This is a genomic window from Chryseobacterium sp. UYP7, from assembly GCF_056279225.1.
The window spans coordinates 1-17,680 of record NZ_JBWBQW010000007.1 but is presented as its reverse complement, the minus strand read 5'-3'; the positions used below and the strand labels follow the sequence as shown (position 1 = coordinate 17,680).

The 17,680-nt window shown below is 34.8% G+C and carries 18 protein-coding genes; 6 read left to right on the top strand and 12 right to left on the bottom strand.

Annotated features, from left to right (window positions below):
- Positions 1–43 precede the first annotated feature (43 nt).
- From ACZ9HT_RS13545 to ACZ9HT_RS13535, 3 genes are all read right to left on the bottom strand, one after another.
- Positions 44–808: a TIGR03915 family putative DNA repair protein gene (locus ACZ9HT_RS13545; protein WP_476041024.1), complete on the bottom strand. Its 765-nt coding sequence runs from the start codon at positions 806–808 to the stop codon at positions 44–46.
- Positions 808–2,067 carry a putative DNA modification/repair radical SAM protein gene (locus tag ACZ9HT_RS13540; RefSeq protein ID WP_476041023.1) on the bottom strand — a complete coding sequence of 420 codons (1,260 nt, stop codon included), beginning with the start codon at positions 2,065–2,067 and terminating at the stop codon, positions 808–810. The genes ACZ9HT_RS13545 and ACZ9HT_RS13540 overlap by 1 nt, the downstream gene beginning before the upstream one ends.
- A 97-nt stretch (positions 2,068–2,164) precedes the next feature.
- A complete protein-coding gene (locus ACZ9HT_RS13535; protein ID WP_476041022.1) occupies positions 2,165–2,680 on the bottom strand; it encodes a pyridoxamine 5'-phosphate oxidase family protein in 516 nt (171 codons plus the stop codon).
- A 398-nt stretch (positions 2,681–3,078) separates the two neighbouring features.
- On the opposite strand from ACZ9HT_RS13535, the gene ACZ9HT_RS13530 reads away from it, so the two are divergent.
- Complete coding sequence (locus ACZ9HT_RS13530) at positions 3,079–3,630, top strand: hypothetical protein (protein ID WP_476041021.1); 552 nt, start codon at positions 3,079–3,081, stop codon at positions 3,628–3,630.
- 148 nt (positions 3,631–3,778) lie between these two features.
- Here the strand turns inward: ACZ9HT_RS13530 and ACZ9HT_RS13525 are convergent, their stop codons facing one another.
- Positions 3,779–4,669: a diacylglycerol/lipid kinase family protein gene (locus ACZ9HT_RS13525; protein WP_476041020.1), complete on the bottom strand. Its 891-nt coding sequence runs from the start codon at positions 4,667–4,669 to the stop codon at positions 3,779–3,781.
- A gap of 30 nt (positions 4,670–4,699) precedes the next feature.
- On the opposite strand from ACZ9HT_RS13525, the gene ACZ9HT_RS13520 reads away from it, so the two are divergent.
- Positions 4,700–5,767 (top strand): App1 family protein, encoded by a 1,068-nt coding sequence (locus tag ACZ9HT_RS13520; protein WP_476041019.1) that lies wholly within the window; start codon positions 4,700–4,702, stop codon positions 5,765–5,767.
- A 232-nt stretch (positions 5,768–5,999) separates the two neighbouring features.
- Positions 6,000–6,434, top strand: coding sequence for a cold-shock protein (locus tag ACZ9HT_RS13515; RefSeq protein ID WP_476041018.1), 435 nt, complete (start codon positions 6,000–6,002; stop codon positions 6,432–6,434).
- A gap of 137 nt (positions 6,435–6,571) precedes the next feature.
- On the opposite strand, the gene ACZ9HT_RS13510 is transcribed toward ACZ9HT_RS13515, so the two are convergent.
- From ACZ9HT_RS13510 to ACZ9HT_RS13500, 3 genes are all read right to left on the bottom strand, one after another.
- On the bottom strand, positions 6,572–7,555 hold the full coding sequence (locus ACZ9HT_RS13510; RefSeq protein WP_476041017.1) for an aldo/keto reductase: 984 nt from the start codon (positions 7,553–7,555) through the stop codon (positions 6,572–6,574).
- Between the two features lie 248 nt (positions 7,556–7,803).
- On the bottom strand, positions 7,804–8,391 hold the full coding sequence (locus ACZ9HT_RS13505) for an SOUL family heme-binding protein (RefSeq protein WP_476041016.1): 588 nt from the start codon (positions 8,389–8,391) through the stop codon (positions 7,804–7,806).
- Between the two features lie 112 nt (positions 8,392–8,503).
- Positions 8,504–8,806: a hypothetical protein gene (locus ACZ9HT_RS13500; protein ID WP_476041015.1), complete on the bottom strand. Its 303-nt coding sequence runs from the start codon at positions 8,804–8,806 to the stop codon at positions 8,504–8,506.
- Positions 8,807–9,297: 491 nt separating this feature from the next.
- Here ACZ9HT_RS13500 and ACZ9HT_RS13495 point away from each other — a divergent pair, with 491 nt between their 5' ends.
- Positions 9,298–11,298: a BCCT family transporter gene (locus ACZ9HT_RS13495; protein WP_476041014.1), complete on the top strand. Its 2,001-nt coding sequence runs from the start codon at positions 9,298–9,300 to the stop codon at positions 11,296–11,298.
- A 397-nt stretch (positions 11,299–11,695) separates the two neighbouring features.
- Here the strand turns inward: ACZ9HT_RS13495 and ACZ9HT_RS13490 are convergent, their stop codons facing one another.
- The 4 genes from ACZ9HT_RS13490 to ACZ9HT_RS13475 form a co-directional block, all read right to left on the bottom strand.
- Positions 11,696–12,208, bottom strand: a complete 513-nt coding sequence (locus ACZ9HT_RS13490) for a hypothetical protein (protein WP_476041013.1) — start codon at positions 12,206–12,208, stop codon at positions 11,696–11,698.
- A 25-nt stretch (positions 12,209–12,233) separates the two neighbouring features.
- Positions 12,234–12,860: a hypothetical protein gene (locus tag ACZ9HT_RS13485; RefSeq protein ID WP_476041012.1), complete on the bottom strand. Its 627-nt coding sequence runs from the start codon at positions 12,858–12,860 to the stop codon at positions 12,234–12,236.
- A gap of 235 nt (positions 12,861–13,095) precedes the next feature.
- Positions 13,096–13,731: a hypothetical protein gene (locus tag ACZ9HT_RS13480; protein WP_476041011.1), complete on the bottom strand. Its 636-nt coding sequence runs from the start codon at positions 13,729–13,731 to the stop codon at positions 13,096–13,098.
- 7 nt (positions 13,732–13,738) lie between these two features.
- Positions 13,739–14,182 carry a hypothetical protein gene (locus ACZ9HT_RS13475; RefSeq protein ID WP_476041010.1) on the bottom strand — a complete coding sequence of 148 codons (444 nt, stop codon included), beginning with the start codon at positions 14,180–14,182 and terminating at the stop codon, positions 13,739–13,741.
- Between the two features lie 801 nt (positions 14,183–14,983).
- Here ACZ9HT_RS13475 and ACZ9HT_RS13470 point away from each other — a divergent pair.
- Together ACZ9HT_RS13470 and ACZ9HT_RS13465 are read left to right on the top strand one after the other, a co-directional pair.
- Entirely contained in the window at positions 14,984–15,775 is a 792-nt protein-coding gene (locus ACZ9HT_RS13470; protein WP_476041009.1) for an alpha/beta fold hydrolase, read from the top strand.
- Positions 15,772–16,896 (top strand): PAS domain-containing sensor histidine kinase, encoded by a 1,125-nt coding sequence (locus ACZ9HT_RS13465; RefSeq protein WP_476041008.1) that lies wholly within the window; start codon positions 15,772–15,774, stop codon positions 16,894–16,896. Before ACZ9HT_RS13470 ends, ACZ9HT_RS13465 begins: the two co-directional genes overlap by 4 nt.
- Before the next feature lie 386 nt (positions 16,897–17,282).
- Here the strand turns inward: ACZ9HT_RS13465 and tssD are convergent.
- A partial coding sequence (tssD, locus tag ACZ9HT_RS13460) for a type VI secretion system tube protein TssD (protein WP_476041007.1) occupies positions 17,283–17,680 on the bottom strand: 398 nt, incomplete at its 5' end.

Sequence of the window (17,680 nt, the reverse complement as noted above, 5' to 3'; positions counted from 1 at the left end):
ATCGATAAGAAATAATTTAGAAAATGCAGGATAACTTTCTACATCAATATTTTTCAGTTAAATATTTCCAGTATCTCTTTGGCAGCGATTTATGATGCAGTTTTAAATTTTTCCGTTCCGGAATATTGGTTTTGAAAAAATACCGCTGCCATAATTTTTGATACCGTACTTCCTCTTCGTGAAGGAGATTCTCCGTCTTTCTGAGATCTTTAGTTTGAGATTCTTCCGGATAAAAAAAATCAACCTCTTTTAGATCATAAAAGATTCCGTAATTCCTTTTCAGATCAAAGATCATCCATTTTTGATCCTGATACCGATATTTGAAATGTTTTAAAATGAGCGGAAGAACATTAAAATCAGGCTCAACTTTAGAAAAATAAACATCATCCTGCAATTTCTCAAAACGAACGAAAGCATTCATGCGATGAATTTCCCGACCTACAGATTTACAAATCTTTGCAATATCCAGAATATCATCGTTTCCAAAATCCTGTAAAATATTCTTATCAGGATTTTTTACCGAATGGCGGACAGCGCTTAAAATTAATTTCTCCAATTCTACTTTCTCCGAGAAATAAACCATGAGCAATCTTGAAATTCCCTCGCTGCCAAGATTCGCTTTGATCTTTGTTAAAACCCTTTCGGACTTTTCTATATTGGTAATGACTTGATGAAGTTCTGCAAAGATATTTTCCTGATGATAATTTTGTTCACTGATAATTTCAACTGCCTCATATTTATACTCAAAAACTTCAAATATTGAAGTCAGTAAGCCATCAAAACTACCGTCATAAATTAAGGTCGTCATCAAAATAAACTGAGTTGTTCGGAAAATGGATTTTGAAATTTAGATTTCATTCCAGTCAAAATGATTTTGCGGAAATTTTGATCATCAATATATCTTGTAAAAATATTATGCGTTTCGAATTCTACGAAATATTTCGCACGATTCACTGCAACACCCATTTTCTTCAAATGGTCCAAATTTAAATTTTGAAATCGTCTTGCCATCAAAATTTTATGGGTAGATTTTGTGCCAACTCCCGGAATTCTTAAGATCATTTCTTTGGTCGCCGTATTGATATTCACCGGAAATCTTTCCCGATTTCTTAAAGCCCAGGCGAGTTTTGGATCAACTTCAAGATCAAGAAAAGGATTCGATCGTTCTACAATTTCATCGGCTTTAAAACCATAAAAACGCATCAGCCAATCTGCCTGATATAACCGGTTTTCGCGCAACATAGGAACCTGAGAATGGATGGAAGGCAATCGCGCGTCTTCCAACATCGGAACGTAACCGGAATAGTAAACTCTTTTGAGATTAAAATTCTGGTAAAAATGATCCGCAACTTTAATGATCTTTAAATCGGTTTCATCTGTCGCGCCGACGATCATCTGCGTAGATTGTCCGGCGGGCGCAAATTTTGGAACTTTTTTAAAAATCTTTTTTTCCTCTTTATAAAGAATGAGTTCATTTTTAATAAAACCCATTGGCTTGATCATCTGATCGTGCGATTTTTCGGGAGCTAAAAGTTTCAACCCTTTTTCGGTTGGAATTTCAATATTAATAGAAAGTCTGTCGGCGTATAAACCTGCTTCTTTCATTATTTCATCACTCGCACCGGGAATCGATTTTAAATGAATGTAACCATTGAACTTATGTTCCGTGCGTAATTTTTTTGCAACCCGGACCAAACGTTCCATCGTCGTATCAGCGTCTGTAAAAATGCCGGAACTAAGAAAAAGACCTTCGATATAATTTCTGCGGTAAAAGTTGATGGTTAGATCTACGACTTCCTCCACTGTAAAAGCGGCACGTTTAATATCATTTGATTTTCGCGATACGCAATAAGCGCAGTCATAAATGCAATGATTGGTCAATAATACTTTTAGAAGCGAAACGCATCGGCCATCTTCCGTGTAGGAATGGCAGATTCCGGAAGCGTGACTATTGCCTAAACCGCCATTTTTATTCTTACGATTTCCACCACTCGAGGAGCAGGAAACGTCGTACTTCGCAGCATCTGCTAGTATTTCTAATTTCTCTTTTATTCTTTCGAAATTCATATATTATGTTAAAAAGCAACGATCAAAAATAGTTCTAATTTATATCAAAACAGATCGATCGTTGCTCTTTTTTGTAGCAAAGTTAAAATACCTGTTGTTAAACTTTTAGTCCACCTTCTACTCCACCATCTTCGGTTTTAGCTCCGGTTACGGCTGCGAAAACCATCTTTGCCATGGCGAAAACTTTGTTGTCTTTGGTTTCGTAATAGTAGCCATCATCTGGCTTTACCCCGATGACTGTTACTCTTGGATCGTCTTTCCCATCGAACCAGGCATCTGCGAAGTGACTGTAATATTTGTCGATCAAGGCTTTGTCTTTAGAGATTTCTCCCTTACCTTGCAGGAATACATATTCGTAAGAACCATTGTTCAGAAAATAAAGCTGAACGCTTGAATCCTGCATTAAGTTGTGGTTGTGCGTACTTTCCGAAGAACTGATGAACCATAAAGTTCCATTCTCGTCAACTTCCTGTAGAGACATTGGAATGCTGTGTGAATTTTTACCAATGTTCGTTACGAAAAAGCAAACTCCGGCTTTTTCGGTTAATTTTTTAATCGTTTCTACGGCTTCTTTGCCGCTTAAATCTTGCTGTGGTGATTGTGCCTGTCCCATAATTTTAAAGTTTAATTAATAATGTTATCGTTCAATTTTACTTTTGATTTTTCTCAATACTATCGTAAAAAAGCTTGAAAATTAATATCAAATTTTAGTCCAAAAACATACTAAATTTTTGCTTTTATGAAATTTTAATACTATTTATTTTGAAGAATTACGTTTTACGATCGGCTACGATAAATCAAAGTGAATAAGAATTTTGCGTGAACAGAATGACCTTTTTAGAGATTTAAATAAAATTTATTTTTAATGGTTGACGCGTTAATCAGGTAATCGTTATAACAAAATAATATGAAGAAAATTTTTTCTCTAATTTCTCTGTGGTATTTAGAATTCATAACTTCTTTCCTCACTGAAATTTAGCGTAAATTGCAGTTCAAATTAATATCCAAATTATGAAAATTTTTAAAATTGCCCTTTTTGTCTTGATGAGTTTTATACTGACTTCCTGCATCGTTTCTACAGCGGCAAAAATAGTTACAACAACCGCTAAACTGGGTTATTCTGTAGTTAAAGGAACGGTAAAAGGAGTAAGCTGGGCGGTGAAAAAAGCAGAAGGGAAAATTGATGAAGACCGTTTGGATGGCACGTGGAAAGTCGTGGGCGTTTACAACGGGACTTATGAGCAATTTGCACAGGACAGCAATCCAGAAAATAACTTTAAAAGCGAATGTGCTGAAGGCTTTGAGGTCATCGAATTTAAATCAAACAGAAGAAAATTTCAACCTGTACATTGCCAGAACGCAGAGGAAGACTGGATCAAATATAAATTTGATTTCGGAAAAAATCCTCAGACTAAAAATAAAGAAAATTATCTGAAATACAATTCCAGTAACTATATTTCCATTATTGATGTTACCAGTAAAACGATGGTTTTAGAAGGTAATTTAATGCAGAATTATGCATTCTCTGGCGGCAAACTTTATCTCTTCGAAAAGATAAAATAATAAATAAAATATTTTCATTTTTAGAAGAGATTGGGATGTAAGGAAGAAAATTCTGACACTAAATTACATATAGTAAAATTGAAAAGTCTGGTGTAAAAAAGTCGAATAATTAATTAATATCGTAAAATATTCTTAAACTCGTCTGTCATTATTTGGGTACAATTATTTGCAACGCAGCGGGAATTAAATGCGCCTCAATTTCATCAACCTTTCCGAGATATTCGCCATCAACCTGAAAATGAATTTTTCTTAAAGTTTTAATTTGGAGCGATTTTGTGCTAAAAACTTCCGTCTTTTGGGGATTGAAAGGATCGTGGCTGATCAACATTTTAAATACTTCTATTACAGAGATTTTTCTGATGATAATGACTTCAAACAATTCGTCTTCTAAACTGCCCACTGGATTTATAACCGCGCCACTTCCGTAAGTTGTCGCATTCGCTATAATGATGGTTACAGCATTTCTTTCGATCGTTTTACCGTCGATATTCAACTGAACTTTAAATCTCGGACTTACAAATAACGTATTCCAGGCTACATTAATATTGGCTAGAAAATAACCCCAGAAACCACGAATGTTTTCCTTCTGAAACTGTTTGATCATTTTTGCATTAACGCCAATATCACTCAAATGGATGCACAAATTTTCATTAACCACCGTTGCATGAATTGTCAATACGTTGCCAGAAATAATTGTTTGCAATGCATTGGCAGGAAATTCACTGATCTTTAGCTCTTTGGCCATACCGTTTGCGGAACCAGCGGGTAAAATTCCAAATGGAATATTTTTCTTTAATACACATTGCGCCACAAGACCAACGGTGCCATCACCGCCAACCGCAACTACTCTATCGGGATTAAACAGTGCAACCTTATCTTTGATCTGGTGAATATTGCATTCCCGTTCCAAAAAATACAATTCGATCAAATAATTTAGAGGCGCAAAGAAATTTTTTATTTCGGCGGACCAGTTGATGGAGTGATTACCGGAGCCAGGATTTATTATAAAAAGTATTTTATCACGTTCCTTCAATTCCATAGGTATTGTATATTTGTAAACTGAGTTTTGATGCACCAAGATAAGAATGTTTACTTTAATTATTATATTGAAGCATTATTACTCACGAAGTTTAATTTCAAAAAATTTATGATCCAAAATATAAAAGACCCGAAAGCGGTTGTTAAAGTGTATCACGGATACGGACATACTAAGAATCTGGTCGTTTATGGACATGTTTTGAAAGGGAAATTTTCTCCTCAAAGTCATTATACGAACAATGCGATAGTCAATTTCTTTAACCTGATCAAGCTTTTTTTTATTACGCCACTTCCGGAAGCGCGGGTTAAACTTCAATGGCAAGATCAATCATTCTACACGACGACAGAAACTGATGGTTTTTATAAATTTGAATGGCAGTCGAAGAACGAAGTGATGGCAGGATGGCACGATTTAAAAGTGGATCTGGTGAATACTGAAGAGAAAATTACAGCAAGTGGCGAAGGAAAAATATTCGTCCCGCACAGCACACAATATGGTTTTATATCGGATATTGATGATACCGTGCTAATTTCCCATTCAGGAACTACAGGAAAAAAATTGTGGTCCATGCTGACTAAAAATCCGCGGAGTCGAAAAACTTTTGCAGATGTGGTGAATTACTATCAACTATTAAGTGCCGCTCATACAGAAGCAAATATTCCGAACCCTTTCTTTTATGTTTCGAGCAGTGAGTGGAATCTGTATGATTACCTGAATGAATTTTTCAAATTTAATCAATTGCCAAAAGGGGCTTTTCTCCTGAATGAAATCAAAAAATTACATCAATTACTAAAAGTTGGAAATACGAAACACCAGGGAAAATTCAATAGAATTGAAAGAGTTCTGCAAGTTTTTCCGAAACAGCAGTTCGTATTATTGGGTGATAATTCGCAAAGTGATCCGGACATTTACAAGCAGATCGCTGATAAATATCCTGATCAAATTTTCGCAATTTACATCAGAAATATAAATAGTAAGAAAGAGCATCTTACAAAACAGATCCTGGAATCGTTGCGGCACAAATCAATTTATACTTTTCAGTATAAGCACACGAATGAAGCAAAAGAGCATTCAAGATCAATTGGACTTCTTGTGTAGAAAATTAAGAAATTATCGTTAAAGCGTTTTTAATTCTAAGAAAATAGCTCGAAAATAATATATATAATGTAATAGTTGATGTTAAAAACTGAACTTCTTTGAATACTTCATATTTTTCTATTAAAGGATTATCATTTATTTAGGCTAAAATAAAATCAAAATTCTCTTCTTTTATTGCATTGAATTGAATAATTTTGTACCTTATCAAATAATTTAAAAACAAACAAAATATATGGCGGATTCTTTCTCCAAAAAAGAAAATTTTAAGAAAAAACTTCAAAAGCAAAAAGAAAAGGCGATGCGTCGTGAAGAGCGCAAAGACAGCAATGACAAAGGGAAAAGCCTGGATGACATGATCATGTATGTTGACCACAACGGTCAGTTTACAAGTACAAAACCAGACAAAAGCGATAAACCTGTTATTGATCTGGATAGTATTCAGCTGGGCGCCGCTCCAAGAGAAGCCGAAGAAGTTGTAAAAACGGGGATTGTTACTTTTTTCAGTGAAAAAGGTTATGGTTTTATTACCGAGGAAAAATCAAAAGAAAATATTTTCTTCCACAGCAATAATTGCGAAGAAATGATTAAGAAAGGCAATAAAGTATCCTTTGAAATAGAAAAGTCTGCAAAAGGACTTTCTGCGATGGACATTAAAGTAGTCAGATAGATTATTAAAAAAAAAAGCTTCTTTCGAAGCTTTTTTTATGTATTTAACTATCGGCTAAAATCCTATTTTACAGTGATCTCAAAAATAATTCTTCCAGATTGATCTGTTAGAATTATTTCTGTTTTGAGGTGATTTTATTAGAAGTTATTAACGTAATCGTCAATTGTTTTCAACTCTTCTGTACTCAATTTAATATTGATAGCTTTTGCATTTTGTGTCGCCTGTTTTGCATTTCTTGCACCTGCTAATGCGATTGTAATTCCTTCCCGCTCGATCGTCCATCTTAAAACGAGTTGACTTAAACTTGCGTTGTGTTCATCAGCGATGGGTTTTATTTTATGTAGAAGTTCATTGGTTTTTTTAACAAAATCTGGTTGAAAATGAGGTAAACCTGCGCGGTGATCGCCTTCTTCAAATTCATATCCTGGATGAATTTTCCCAGTTAACAAACCTCTTTCCATAGGACTGTAGGCCAAGATCGACTTGTTATTTTTGATGCAGTATGGAACTGTTTCTTTTTCAATCTCTCTAGTTACCATACTGAAGGGAATTTGGTTCGAAACCAGATCAATCGTTTCTCCAGTTTCTGCCATTTGTTCTGCGCTATAATTACAAACTCCTGCAAACCGGACTTTTCCCTGTTCAATTAATCTGGAAACTGCTTCGAAAGTTTCATCAATCGGCGTAGTAACATCTGGCCAGTGAATTTGGTACAGATCAATATAATCGGTTTCCAATCTTTTTAAACTTTGCTCACATTCGTAGATCACGCTATCTTTTCCGGCATATTTATAAATGTCGATTTTCTTTCCGTCGTTATCTTTTGAATGCATTGCAAGACTTCCTTTATTTAAATCCCAACGCATCCCAAACTTAGTCAAAACCTGTACTTTATCTCTGGATATTCCTTTAATTGCTTCACCCACAATTTCTTCACTGGTTCCCTGACCGTAAACTGGCGCTGTGTCTATAGAAGTGACGCCTAAATCGTAGGAAGTTTTTATGGCTTCAATCGCATCATTTCTGTCGGTACTTCCCCACATCCAGCCGCCGGCAGCCCAAGCTCCGAAAGTGATGGCCGATAATTCTAAGTCGCTGTTCCCTAATTTTCTATATTCCATTTTTAATTTTTTGTGAGATTGATATTTATTCTTCTGGTTTGACCAACAATAATTTGACCAAGGCAATTTGATAGTGATCGATAACTATCAATTTAAAGAAAAGTAATAATCTATTAAATTTTTCAGATAATGTCATCCAATTACTGATTACACTTTATTATAAATTCTCGGTAAAATTGATAATTGGAAATGAAATTTTTCTTGAGATCAAATGATGCAGTATTAAAATTGTAGTTTTTCCGAAAATATTATTCCCAACGCACGCTGACAATAATTTCATTCTTCCGATCTACGAGTTGATAAGGAGCATTATAACCTAGAAAGCGAAAGTTGCCGAAATATTCGATGCCATTTTGCTTTAGTTCATTTTCCAGTTGGGCTGCGTATTTTTTAATCTGCTCGTCATTCGCAAAGCCACTGAATTCAATCGCTGCAACGTACTCTTCCGCGGTAGTTTCAATATATACTTCGGAATTGTTCGGTTTGGGCAAATTATCTCTGGAATATTCTGATGGCATCACGAAACTCATAGATGATTCGGCATTATTAATATCCATATGAACCGGCGAAGTCATGGCAATACTCTTATTCGACTCGTTGCCGCCAAATATAAAAGAGGCTAATTTTTTAAATCCGGTGGAAGATAATTCTTTGTAGGATTTTGCATCCATAGAGACGGTTGCCATTGTAGCGGCAGGATATAATCGAATCTCAAAATCTTTTTCTTTTTTGATGACTTTATAAGGTTGCGTTTCAGTTTTTGCCATGATAAAATAAATTTGACTAATAATCAATAGTACGATTACGACTGTGGTTAATACTAAAACAATTTTCATGATGAAGAATTTTTACCTTGTTAAATTCTAAACGATCAATACGCGATTTATCGGTTTTCAATAGAATTAAAGAGAAATTGATGGTGATGTTAAAACCAGTTCTCGCAAATCTTTAATCCTGTCGGTATTTTGCACGGGATAAAATTTTCTCTTCTTCCCTCGCTATAAAAAGTTGAGCGATCATTTCTGCGGACCGTGCCTTACTATCTTTATTTTCTGCCAGCTTTTTTTTTAGTTTATCTTCGGAAATATCGACGCGATAAAGAATACTGAGCAGACGGTTGAAATCATTTCGAATAAGATCATCAATAAAGTTGACCAAAATTTCGAACTGCTCCTTACTGGATTTTTCAACGGAGTTTCCCTCTTCAAGCTGAAGCTTATTTAAAACTGAAATTATTGCATTATTTTCCATTTTGATTAAAGGTAAATAAATTTGTGGTTTTTAATTTGGAATTAATAACCTATTTTGAATTGTTATCATGTGATTTTCTAAAAAATATCAAAACGGATTTTCTTTTTTTTTCAAGCAAAATGTACGCTAGTCTTTCTTGAAAGAAATTTTTTTTTGAGATGTTGGTAATCAGTTCTTCTTTTAAAACAGCAAACCTTTGTCGATTTTTTCTAAAAGCGAATATACATGCTGCTGCTTTTAATAATTCAGGTGATCACTTTTAATTTACGCAATTGAAGATCAAACAAAGCTTCAAAATAAAAAATTTAAGTTACCACATTATTTTAGCAATTTATTGGGATAAATTTGTAGATTACTTCGCTGCTTCTTTTATTAATGTCAAAGGTGTTTCAGATTTAAAATAATTATCATAAATAGTAAATCCTTTTCACAAACTTGAAATATAAGTCTGGTTTCCAGTCTCAATTTCAAACAAAAAAAAACCATTTCCTATGTTTAAATCTACGCTTAATAAAGGGATATTTTTGCCGAGTATCATTTTTATATTACTAGTTTCTGTCGTTTCTGTACTCTATCCGGATATGACCGATTCGATATTAAACGTCATTAAAAATTTCATTTTTGTAAACCTGAACTGGGTTTATGTTTGGTCTGTAACGATATTTGTCATCTTCCTGTTCTATCTTTTATTCAGCAAATACGGAAATATTCGGCTGGGAGATAACGACAGCAGACCGGAACACTCGTTTTTTTCCTGGGTCGCCATGTTATTTTCTGCGGGAATGGGAATTGGATTGATGTATTTTGGGGTCGCCGAGCCGATGCAACATTATACTTCCGAAGTTTTTGGCTTGCAGGAATACGTAAATAAAGAAAAAAACGCGCAGCTCTATACTTTTTTTCACTGGGGAATTCATGCGTGGGCCATTTACGGACTCGTAGGTTTGTCCCTCTCCTACTTCACTTATCGTCTTAAACTGCCGTTATCACTTAGAAGTTGCTTTTATCCATTATTAAAAAACAAAACAGACGGAAAGTGGGGAAACGCGATCGATGTTTTTGCACTTTGTAGTACCTTTTTTGGTATTACCACGACGTTAGGTTTTGGGGTCGTTCAAATTAATTCAGGATTACAATTTTTAAATATTGTTCCTGACACAAGCTTTTTTTATCAAATCCTGATTGTCGGAGTTTTAGTTTCACTGGCGGTAATTTCCGCACTCACAGGTGTTGATAAAGGAATCAAAATATTAAGCAATATTAATGTAACGATGGTTGTTGCACTGCTTTTGTTCGTTCTTATATTAGGTCCTACCGTATTTCTTATTGGTAGTTTTACTGAAGGTTTGGGTAATTACATCAACAACTTTTTTAATCTGACTTTCGGTACTCACGTGTACAACAAAGAACAGTTGCCCTGGTTTTATGACTGGACGATCCTATACTGGGCCTGGTGGATCTCCTGGTCACCTTATGTTGGACTTTTTATTGCAAAAATATCGAAAGGCAGAACGATCAGAGAGTTTATTGTCGCAGTGTTGCTGATTCCATCTTTATTCAATTTTATCTGGATGACAGTTTTTGGAAACAGTGCGATATGGTTTGATGAGAATGTAGGCAATGGCGCTCTCAGTGCAGTTGCGGGAGATCCGGATGCGTTGATGTTTCGGTTTTTAGAGTACTTGCCTTTCTCTACCATAGCGAGTTTCATGACCATTCTTATTGTGATTATCTTTTTTGTGACATCAGCGGATTCTGGCATTTTTGTGATGAATAATATCGCCACAAAAAATGCAGTGAAATCTCCGAAATGGCAAACCATTTTGTGGGGAACCTTACTTGGAGGATTGTCTTTACTGCTGCTGAATGCTGGGGGTTTAAAAGCCCTTCAAAGCATGACCCTCATCACCGCTTTGCCATTTTCTATAATTTTGATCCTGTTTATTGTTAGTTTAATTAAAGCGCTGACTATTGACCAGGCTTATTACGACCGTACATTTTCGAAAGCAACTGTTCCCTGGTCTGGAAGATTGTGGAAAGACCGACTGAAACAGATCGTGGCAACCAAAGACCGGAAATCGATCGATCATTTTATCGACACTGTCGTGAAAGAAGCCTTTACGGAACTTCAGGCAGAATTTGCAGAGAATGGAATTTCAGCAAATATTAATAACCATTCCAATCCCACAAAAATTGAAATAGAGATCAAATATGACATGATCAATAATTTCGTTTATGGAGTGGAAACAACTTCGAAAAAGGTATCTGGTTTTATGGTGGATGAAGATAATTTACCCGAAGTTCAGGAAAAAGGTGCCTTTTATCCAAAAGCTTATTTTGGAGATACGCGGGAAAGTTACGATGTTCAGTATTTCACCAAAAATGAATTGATCTCTGATGTTCTGAAACATTACGATCGATTTTTAGATATCGTGTCTGAAGAACGAAATGAAATGTTTATCAGCAGCGATTCACACGATAAAAGTAACTAACAAATAGAAAAATTTTCTTAAAAAAAACCTCCAGAACATTAAATTTTGGAGGTTTCTTGTAAATTAATTTGGTGATTATTTCCTACTAAAAACTTAGAGATGATATGCTGAATACTTCAGCGTTTATAAACTCGTTAAAAATTTCACAGCACCGTTGAAATATATTCGAGTAGAAAAATTTTCACCATCTGAATTCCTGTTTGATTTTTCGCATAAATTTTAAACAATTCATCGCAATAATCCTAAGTAATTTCAATTTCAAAGTGGTTAAATTCTTTTGGTAAAGAGTCGTTCGTCAAATTTATTTTATAATTCATTTCTTTTTTCCAACCAATGATTACTTCTCTTGACTGTTTTCTAAACATTTTTTTAAGATATTCTTTACTTTTAAAATCTTCTATAATATTTTCCCCACTTTTATTTCAATCTTATTTTCTTCCAAAAATATTTTGAAAACCGGCATAAAATTAACCATCTCCTCTATAAATCCATCACCCATTCCAATATTAAGAACATTAAAGCGATACCCATCGTTAAAGGTGATATGGAAAGAGTTCTGCTGTAATTTCACGAATTTTATATCTTTCGCATCATAACGTTTTATTAATTTTTGGTCGGGAATGGAATTTATTAGAAGAGCATCTTTTTTTAAAGTTAACCGACCATATCGACTCCCCTTTTTGAATAACCACCACGCGAAAATTCCGAAAGGAATGAATATTACCACCATCAAGTTAGCAATATTAACCTTGGCCGGATTAATACCAATTAAATTATCGATTTCCTCCTGAAAAACAAAGCTTAAGATAACCATAATCAAATAGGTTAAAAGAACTCCGAAACAGACAAGCAATACTTTTACCTGAGACATTGGGAGACGAATACGAAGGACGGGATTTGTATCTTGCATAAATTGATTATTTTTGAAATTAGATCTAATAAAGAAATATTAAAACATAAAAAGCCGTAATTCTCAGGCACCATTTAAACACCCATTTATCTTCTGGTTTCTCATAACCAGGTGCTGCGGAAATGAAAAGGCCGAGATTGATGAAAATTAGTAAAAATAGTAAAACTGCCCCGATCTGCTCATTAATAACATATTGCAGAATTCCATTGTAAAAAGTATAAAAGGAGAATTTTTCACCGTTTAAGCGAACATAAAAATAATTTAATTCTGTATCTTTTTTTAGATTTGGGAGATCGTGTTTAAAAATGAAGAGACTACCTCTTCTTTGAGCCGCTTCTTTCAGGCGTGGATTTGACCAGTATACAATAGGGATTTCGCCCACTTCTGGATCCTGATATATTTTTGCTAATTTGTTTGGGATTATTGTTCTGCCTAATCCAAAAAAATCATTAACAAAAGCAGCTTTGTAATCGTCCATTTTCTGGTAGTACTTCGTATCGCTGCGTGCTCCTCGACTGATTTTTTTAGAAACCGAAATGGTTCCGGAAATTTCAACTAGATTTTTTTGAATTTCATAAACCTGAGAACCGATAAAGAAAAACACTCCAAGTGGAAATAAAAAAGCGCAAATAAGATAGACTTTATAGTGCATAAAATAATTGTAAAATTTAGTAGTAAAACAATTTCATCCGATTTAATTTAGTTTGACTAATCATTAACTAAAAAATTTTTGAAGATGATTCTAAAAATAACCGATCAAATTTAAGATTTGGAGGAATTGCTCCGATTTTTTTAGTTTGCACTTTCTCTTAATGATAATTAGCCCATTACATAAATGATTTAAAAACCTACATAAATAGAAGTCTGATAAAATGTTTTAGAAGACTTTACTGCATTTCCCAATTCGTTAAAATATGATAAATAGTTTCCGCGTTTTTTTCATACTCTGCCTTAGAAGACATTACCGTTACCACTACGTAATTGTCTCCACTTTTTAACATACTGGATCTGCTTATGTACTGCTCTCCGCTTTGCAAAGTTCTTGTAAAAAGAATATCATATCCCTCTTCATCCTTTATTTTAACTGGAGAAGATTCTATCGCCGTAGCTTTTAATTTTTTCAATTTACTTTCATACCAATTTTTTATTGATGGATATTCATCAGAGGCTTTTTCATACGCCACCTCAATTTCCATATATGGTATATTTTCGTCGATCATCTGATATTGACCGATTAATGTTAGACCCAAGTCATTTAAGGGAGTTGGATCTAAATTCGTCGGTTTCATCGTTTTTGGCAAAACAATTTTGTAGGCTAATTCAGAACCAGCAGTATCGTAAGACAATCGCCAGAAATTTGACTGTAGATATGTATTATCAAAAGTTGTGGATTGAGGATAAGATAGTTTTTCCCCAGCAACCTCTTTTTTAACGGAGATTTTCTTCTCGGTAGGTTGACAGGATGTGGTAATAGTTAAAATAACTGTTGAAGTAATTAAAAGGATTTTGTTTGCAGTGTTCACTATGTTTTTATTTTTTGTTTAGTATAGAATCAATAAATTTCGTATACTTAAAACTTGAATTTTCCGACGCACCAAAATATATTTTTTCGCCGGCAAGTCCTAAGGAAGGTTCTTTATTTTTATCAAGAAAAATTAAAAGAGTGTCATTCGGATTTTTAATGTAAGGCATGTCGCTCATCAAAAAGTAGGATATTTTTACACGTTTTTTTAAATTCCCTTTGAAGGATTTTAGTACGACTGCATGATTAACTTTCTCGGCTTGAAAAACAGAATCAACATCTGTCACATTTACCAATAGAATATATTCGGAAGTTTTTATGAGATCCTCTACGTAAGAAGCTGGAGGGTTTTCGTCTGGTTTTACTTTATCTTGATCAATAATTTCAACTTTTTCAACCGGAGAAATTTTAACTGGCTGTACTTCTTTTTTTGCACAGGAAGAAAGTGACAATTGTAAATAAATAGCAAATAAAGTAAACGAGAAACAAGTAAAAAATGAAAACGAGTTTTTTATAATTTTTAGAAATTGATCTTGAATCATAAACTTGAATTAATATATTCTTACCTATTAGGATTTTCTGTAAGCAAGAAATTTTCCGGGATACCTAATTGTAAATATAATAAATAATTGCAAAATTAGTAGTCTTTTATGCGAAATAAATTATTTAAATGACTGTTTTTAGTGAATATTCAATAGAATAATCATTTTTAACTATTATAAAATAAATTAGAAGTTAAAAAAGAAATTTTCTTCTGATAAAAACTTAGAAAATATATTCCAGTAAATTTAATGTTTCAGAAATTTTCTATAAACCTTCCCCGAATTTCCCAAAGCATCTGTTAAGCAATGCGCCGACAGTTTGGTGAGAATTCCAATTCACCGCTTACTCAAATTGAAAGACGTATTACAGCAATTTTCGTATGTCATCATTACGACTTTGATTTGCAATGATCATTTTACTTACTGATTTATAAGTTTGTTAATAGTGTGCTTAAGAAAGTTTTCAGACTTCAATTCCAGTTCAAGCACCGAAGTACAATTTAGCAAGCCAATTCTCAAAATACAATTCTGAAAAATCATTGATCAGTAATTCAATACCATATAAGAACTTCTTCTGCAAAACGCAGTTTATCTAGCTCAATTTTATGAGCAATCTTCTCTAATTGCGATCATGGAAAAAAATCATTTATTATCCATTAATTAATTATATTGCAGTCTTTAAAATTTAATTTTCTGAAGCAATTACCTATTATGAATGTGATTCAACGAAATAATGTAACCATCAAAGGAAAGGGAACGCAAGTGATGCTGTTTGCGCATGGATTTGGCTGTGATCAAAACATGTGGCGTTTTGTAACCCCGGCTTTCGAGGAAGATTATAAAATTATTTTATTCGATCATGTCGGCGCCGGAAATTCTGATCTGTCGGCTTATTCGTCGGAAAAATATTCAGAACTGGAAGGATATGCCGCGGATATTGTCAATATTTGTGAAGAATTGAAGTTGACAGACGTCATTTTTGTAGGCCATTCGGTAAGTTCCATTATGGGAATGATCGCCTCCTTACAATCACCAGATCTTTTTAAATCGTTAATTATGGCTAGTCCATCGCCTTCTTATATTAACGATGGTGATTATGTGGGGGGATTTACGCGGGAACAGATCACTGAGTTAATGGATTCCCTGGATAATAATCATTTGGGCTGGTCGATGACGATGGCTTCGGTAATCATGGCAAACCCGGAACGCGGAGAACTTGCGGAAGAATTATCGACTAGTTTTTGCCGTAGCAATCCCGATATTGCGAAAGAGTTCGCACGAACCACCTTCTATTCTGACAAAAGAGACCTTCTTCCTCAAGTTAATATTCCTACCCTGATTTTACAGTGTTCGGAGGATGTGATCGCACCCGAAGAAGTGGGCATTTATATGCATGAAAAAATTAAGAACAGTCAACTGGTGCTCATGGAAGCAACCGGACATTGCCCCAATCTCAGTGCACCCGAGGAAACGATTGCAGCCATGAAAGCATTTCTCTCATGATCCCGAATCCAGATCAAAATATTGATATTCAACAGCAGGAAGCCAATCAGTTTTTTGAAGAATCATTCTCCGGTTTCCTGATCACTGATGAGAAGAATAAAATTATTCGCAACAATAAAAGCGTGTCTGATTGGTTAGGATTTTCATCTGAGGAAATAAAAGGAAAGAAGTTTTCCGATCTTCTCTCCATTGGTAGTAAGATTTACTTTGAAACCCATCTTTCTCCCCTACTAAAAATGCAGGGCTACTTTGAGGAGATCCTTGTCGAATTAATTGGTGTAGCGGGTAAAAAACGCAAGATTTTGATCAATGCGAAAGAATCAACTCCAAGAGAAGACGGATTAAAATTAATTTATTATACGCTAACAGAAGCTTCGGACCGGATTCAATATGAGCAGAATTTGCAGCATGGAAAAAGCATGGCGGAAAAGGAATTGGAAGACGAACGAAAAAATGTGATCTTAAGAGAGCAACTAATTGCCGTTTTGGGACATGACCTGCGGAATCCACTTGGTGCGATCAGTATGACCGTCGGTCTTTTGGAGCGTTCCATTAAAGATGATCAGCAGAAAAATCTGGTGGGAATTTTAAAGCGAAGCAGCTACCGAATGAATGAGCTGATCGGGAATGTAATGGATTTTGCACGCACGCGTCTGGGAGAAGGAATCGTGATCTCACCTCGGGAGGTTGATCTGAAACCCGTTCTTGAGCACGTGGTGGAAGAACTCAAATTCTTATTTCCAAACCGGGAGATTGCTGTCGATCTTTCTCTGAAAGACCCAATCCTGTGCGATGCTGACCGCATTGCACAACTCGTATCAAATCTTCTGGCAAACGCATTGACTCACGGTAATCCACAATCTCCTGTTTATTTTGCGGCAAGCAATACATCCAACAAACTTAAAATTTCTGTAGCCAATAAGGGAGAACCTATCCCAGAATCGCTGCAGGCTATTCTATTTACGCCTTTCAAAAGGGAGAGCGACCGTCCAAGTAATAATGGTCTAGGTTTAGGGCTTTATATTGCGGACCAAATTGCAAAGGCGCATGATGCGATCTTATCGTTTACTTCTAATAGAGGGGAGACCCGATTTATTTTTGTGATGGAGTGTAATAAATAGGAATTAGTTATTGGATTACGCCCAAATAAAATTTAAAAGTCAGTAGAGATGATTGTTTACGAGAGTCTAACTGTACAAAGAAGTACAGTTTTAAATTGCCCCAACATTTTTTAAATATAAATTTTATACCGAATCTCGTCCTTGAAAAATATAATGAGTAAAGCTGTCTTTACTCTCGTGAATATTTTTTATTCCTGTTCAGCACCCTAATCGAAAATCGTTTTATGGTGTGTATAAGCTGTATTTAGCTGTGTGAAATTAATTGTTTAAATAATAACAGCACAAAATTAGTGACTGTTCTTCGGTTTTTTTCCAAATTCTTAAATTAAAAGCCCTGAATATCGATTGATATTCAGGGCTTTTTAAAATAATTGATTCTGTCTTAATTACATTCCCGGCCAAACACCTTCGTAAGCACCGCCACCATAGTTGATCTTCTCAGCGCTGATAACAAATGAGATGAGCATACTGTTGCTGTCGATCGCATCAAAATCCACTTCATGCTGAATTACGTAACCGTTTTCCCAGTTCAGTTTGATCAAAGTTCCTTCTTCGTGGGATTTATTGAAAGTTACTTCGCCAACGGTTGGTTTGTATTTTCCGTTCAATAAAGATTCGATGATGTCTGATTTTTCAGTCGCTTCAATGGTTACTTTAATGATCGCGTTGCTCGGATCAGAAGCTACTCTTCCTGAAACATCGGTAGATCTCGCTACGCTGTAGTTCAGTTTTAATACTTTGGATTCCTCGCCGTTGTTGAATTTTAAGACTGCTCTTGAATTGT

What these genes read in the sequence shown, in the direction of transcription:
- ACZ9HT_RS13545 (WP_476041024.1), bottom strand. Translation starts at nt 808, where the DNA reads ATGACGACCTTAATTTATGACGGTAGTTTTGATGGCTTACTGACTTCA.
- ACZ9HT_RS13540 (WP_476041023.1), bottom strand. Translation starts at nt 2,067, where the DNA reads ATGAATTTCGAAAGAATAAAAGAGAAATTAGAAATACTAGCAGATGCT.
- ACZ9HT_RS13535 (WP_476041022.1), bottom strand. Translation starts at nt 2,680, where the DNA reads ATGGGACAGGCACAATCACCACAGCAAGATTTAAGCGGCAAAGAAGCC.
- ACZ9HT_RS13530 (WP_476041021.1), top strand. Translation starts at nt 3,079, where the DNA reads ATGAAAATTTTTAAAATTGCCCTTTTTGTCTTGATGAGTTTTATACTG.
- ACZ9HT_RS13525 (WP_476041020.1), bottom strand. Translation starts at nt 4,669, where the DNA reads ATGGAATTGAAGGAACGTGATAAAATACTTTTTATAATAAATCCTGGC.
- ACZ9HT_RS13520 (WP_476041019.1), top strand. Translation starts at nt 4,700, where the DNA reads ATGCACCAAGATAAGAATGTTTACTTTAATTATTATATTGAAGCATTA.
- ACZ9HT_RS13515 (WP_476041018.1), top strand. Translation starts at nt 6,000, where the DNA reads ATGGCGGATTCTTTCTCCAAAAAAGAAAATTTTAAGAAAAAACTTCAA.
- ACZ9HT_RS13510 (WP_476041017.1), bottom strand. Translation starts at nt 7,555, where the DNA reads ATGGAATATAGAAAATTAGGGAACAGCGACTTAGAATTATCGGCCATC.
- ACZ9HT_RS13505 (WP_476041016.1), bottom strand. Translation starts at nt 8,391, where the DNA reads ATGAAAATTGTTTTAGTATTAACCACAGTCGTAATCGTACTATTGATT.
- ACZ9HT_RS13500 (WP_476041015.1), bottom strand. Translation starts at nt 8,806, where the DNA reads ATGGAAAATAATGCAATAATTTCAGTTTTAAATAAGCTTCAGCTTGAA.
- ACZ9HT_RS13495 (WP_476041014.1), top strand. Translation starts at nt 9,298, where the DNA reads ATGTTTAAATCTACGCTTAATAAAGGGATATTTTTGCCGAGTATCATT.
- ACZ9HT_RS13490 (WP_476041013.1), bottom strand. Translation starts at nt 12,208, where the DNA reads ATGCAAGATACAAATCCCGTCCTTCGTATTCGTCTCCCAATGTCTCAG.
- ACZ9HT_RS13485 (WP_476041012.1), bottom strand. Translation starts at nt 12,860, where the DNA reads ATGCACTATAAAGTCTATCTTATTTGCGCTTTTTTATTTCCACTTGGA.
- ACZ9HT_RS13470 (WP_476041009.1), top strand. Translation starts at nt 14,984, where the DNA reads ATGAATGTGATTCAACGAAATAATGTAACCATCAAAGGAAAGGGAACG.
- ACZ9HT_RS13465 (WP_476041008.1), top strand. Translation starts at nt 15,772, where the DNA reads ATGATCCCGAATCCAGATCAAAATATTGATATTCAACAGCAGGAAGCC.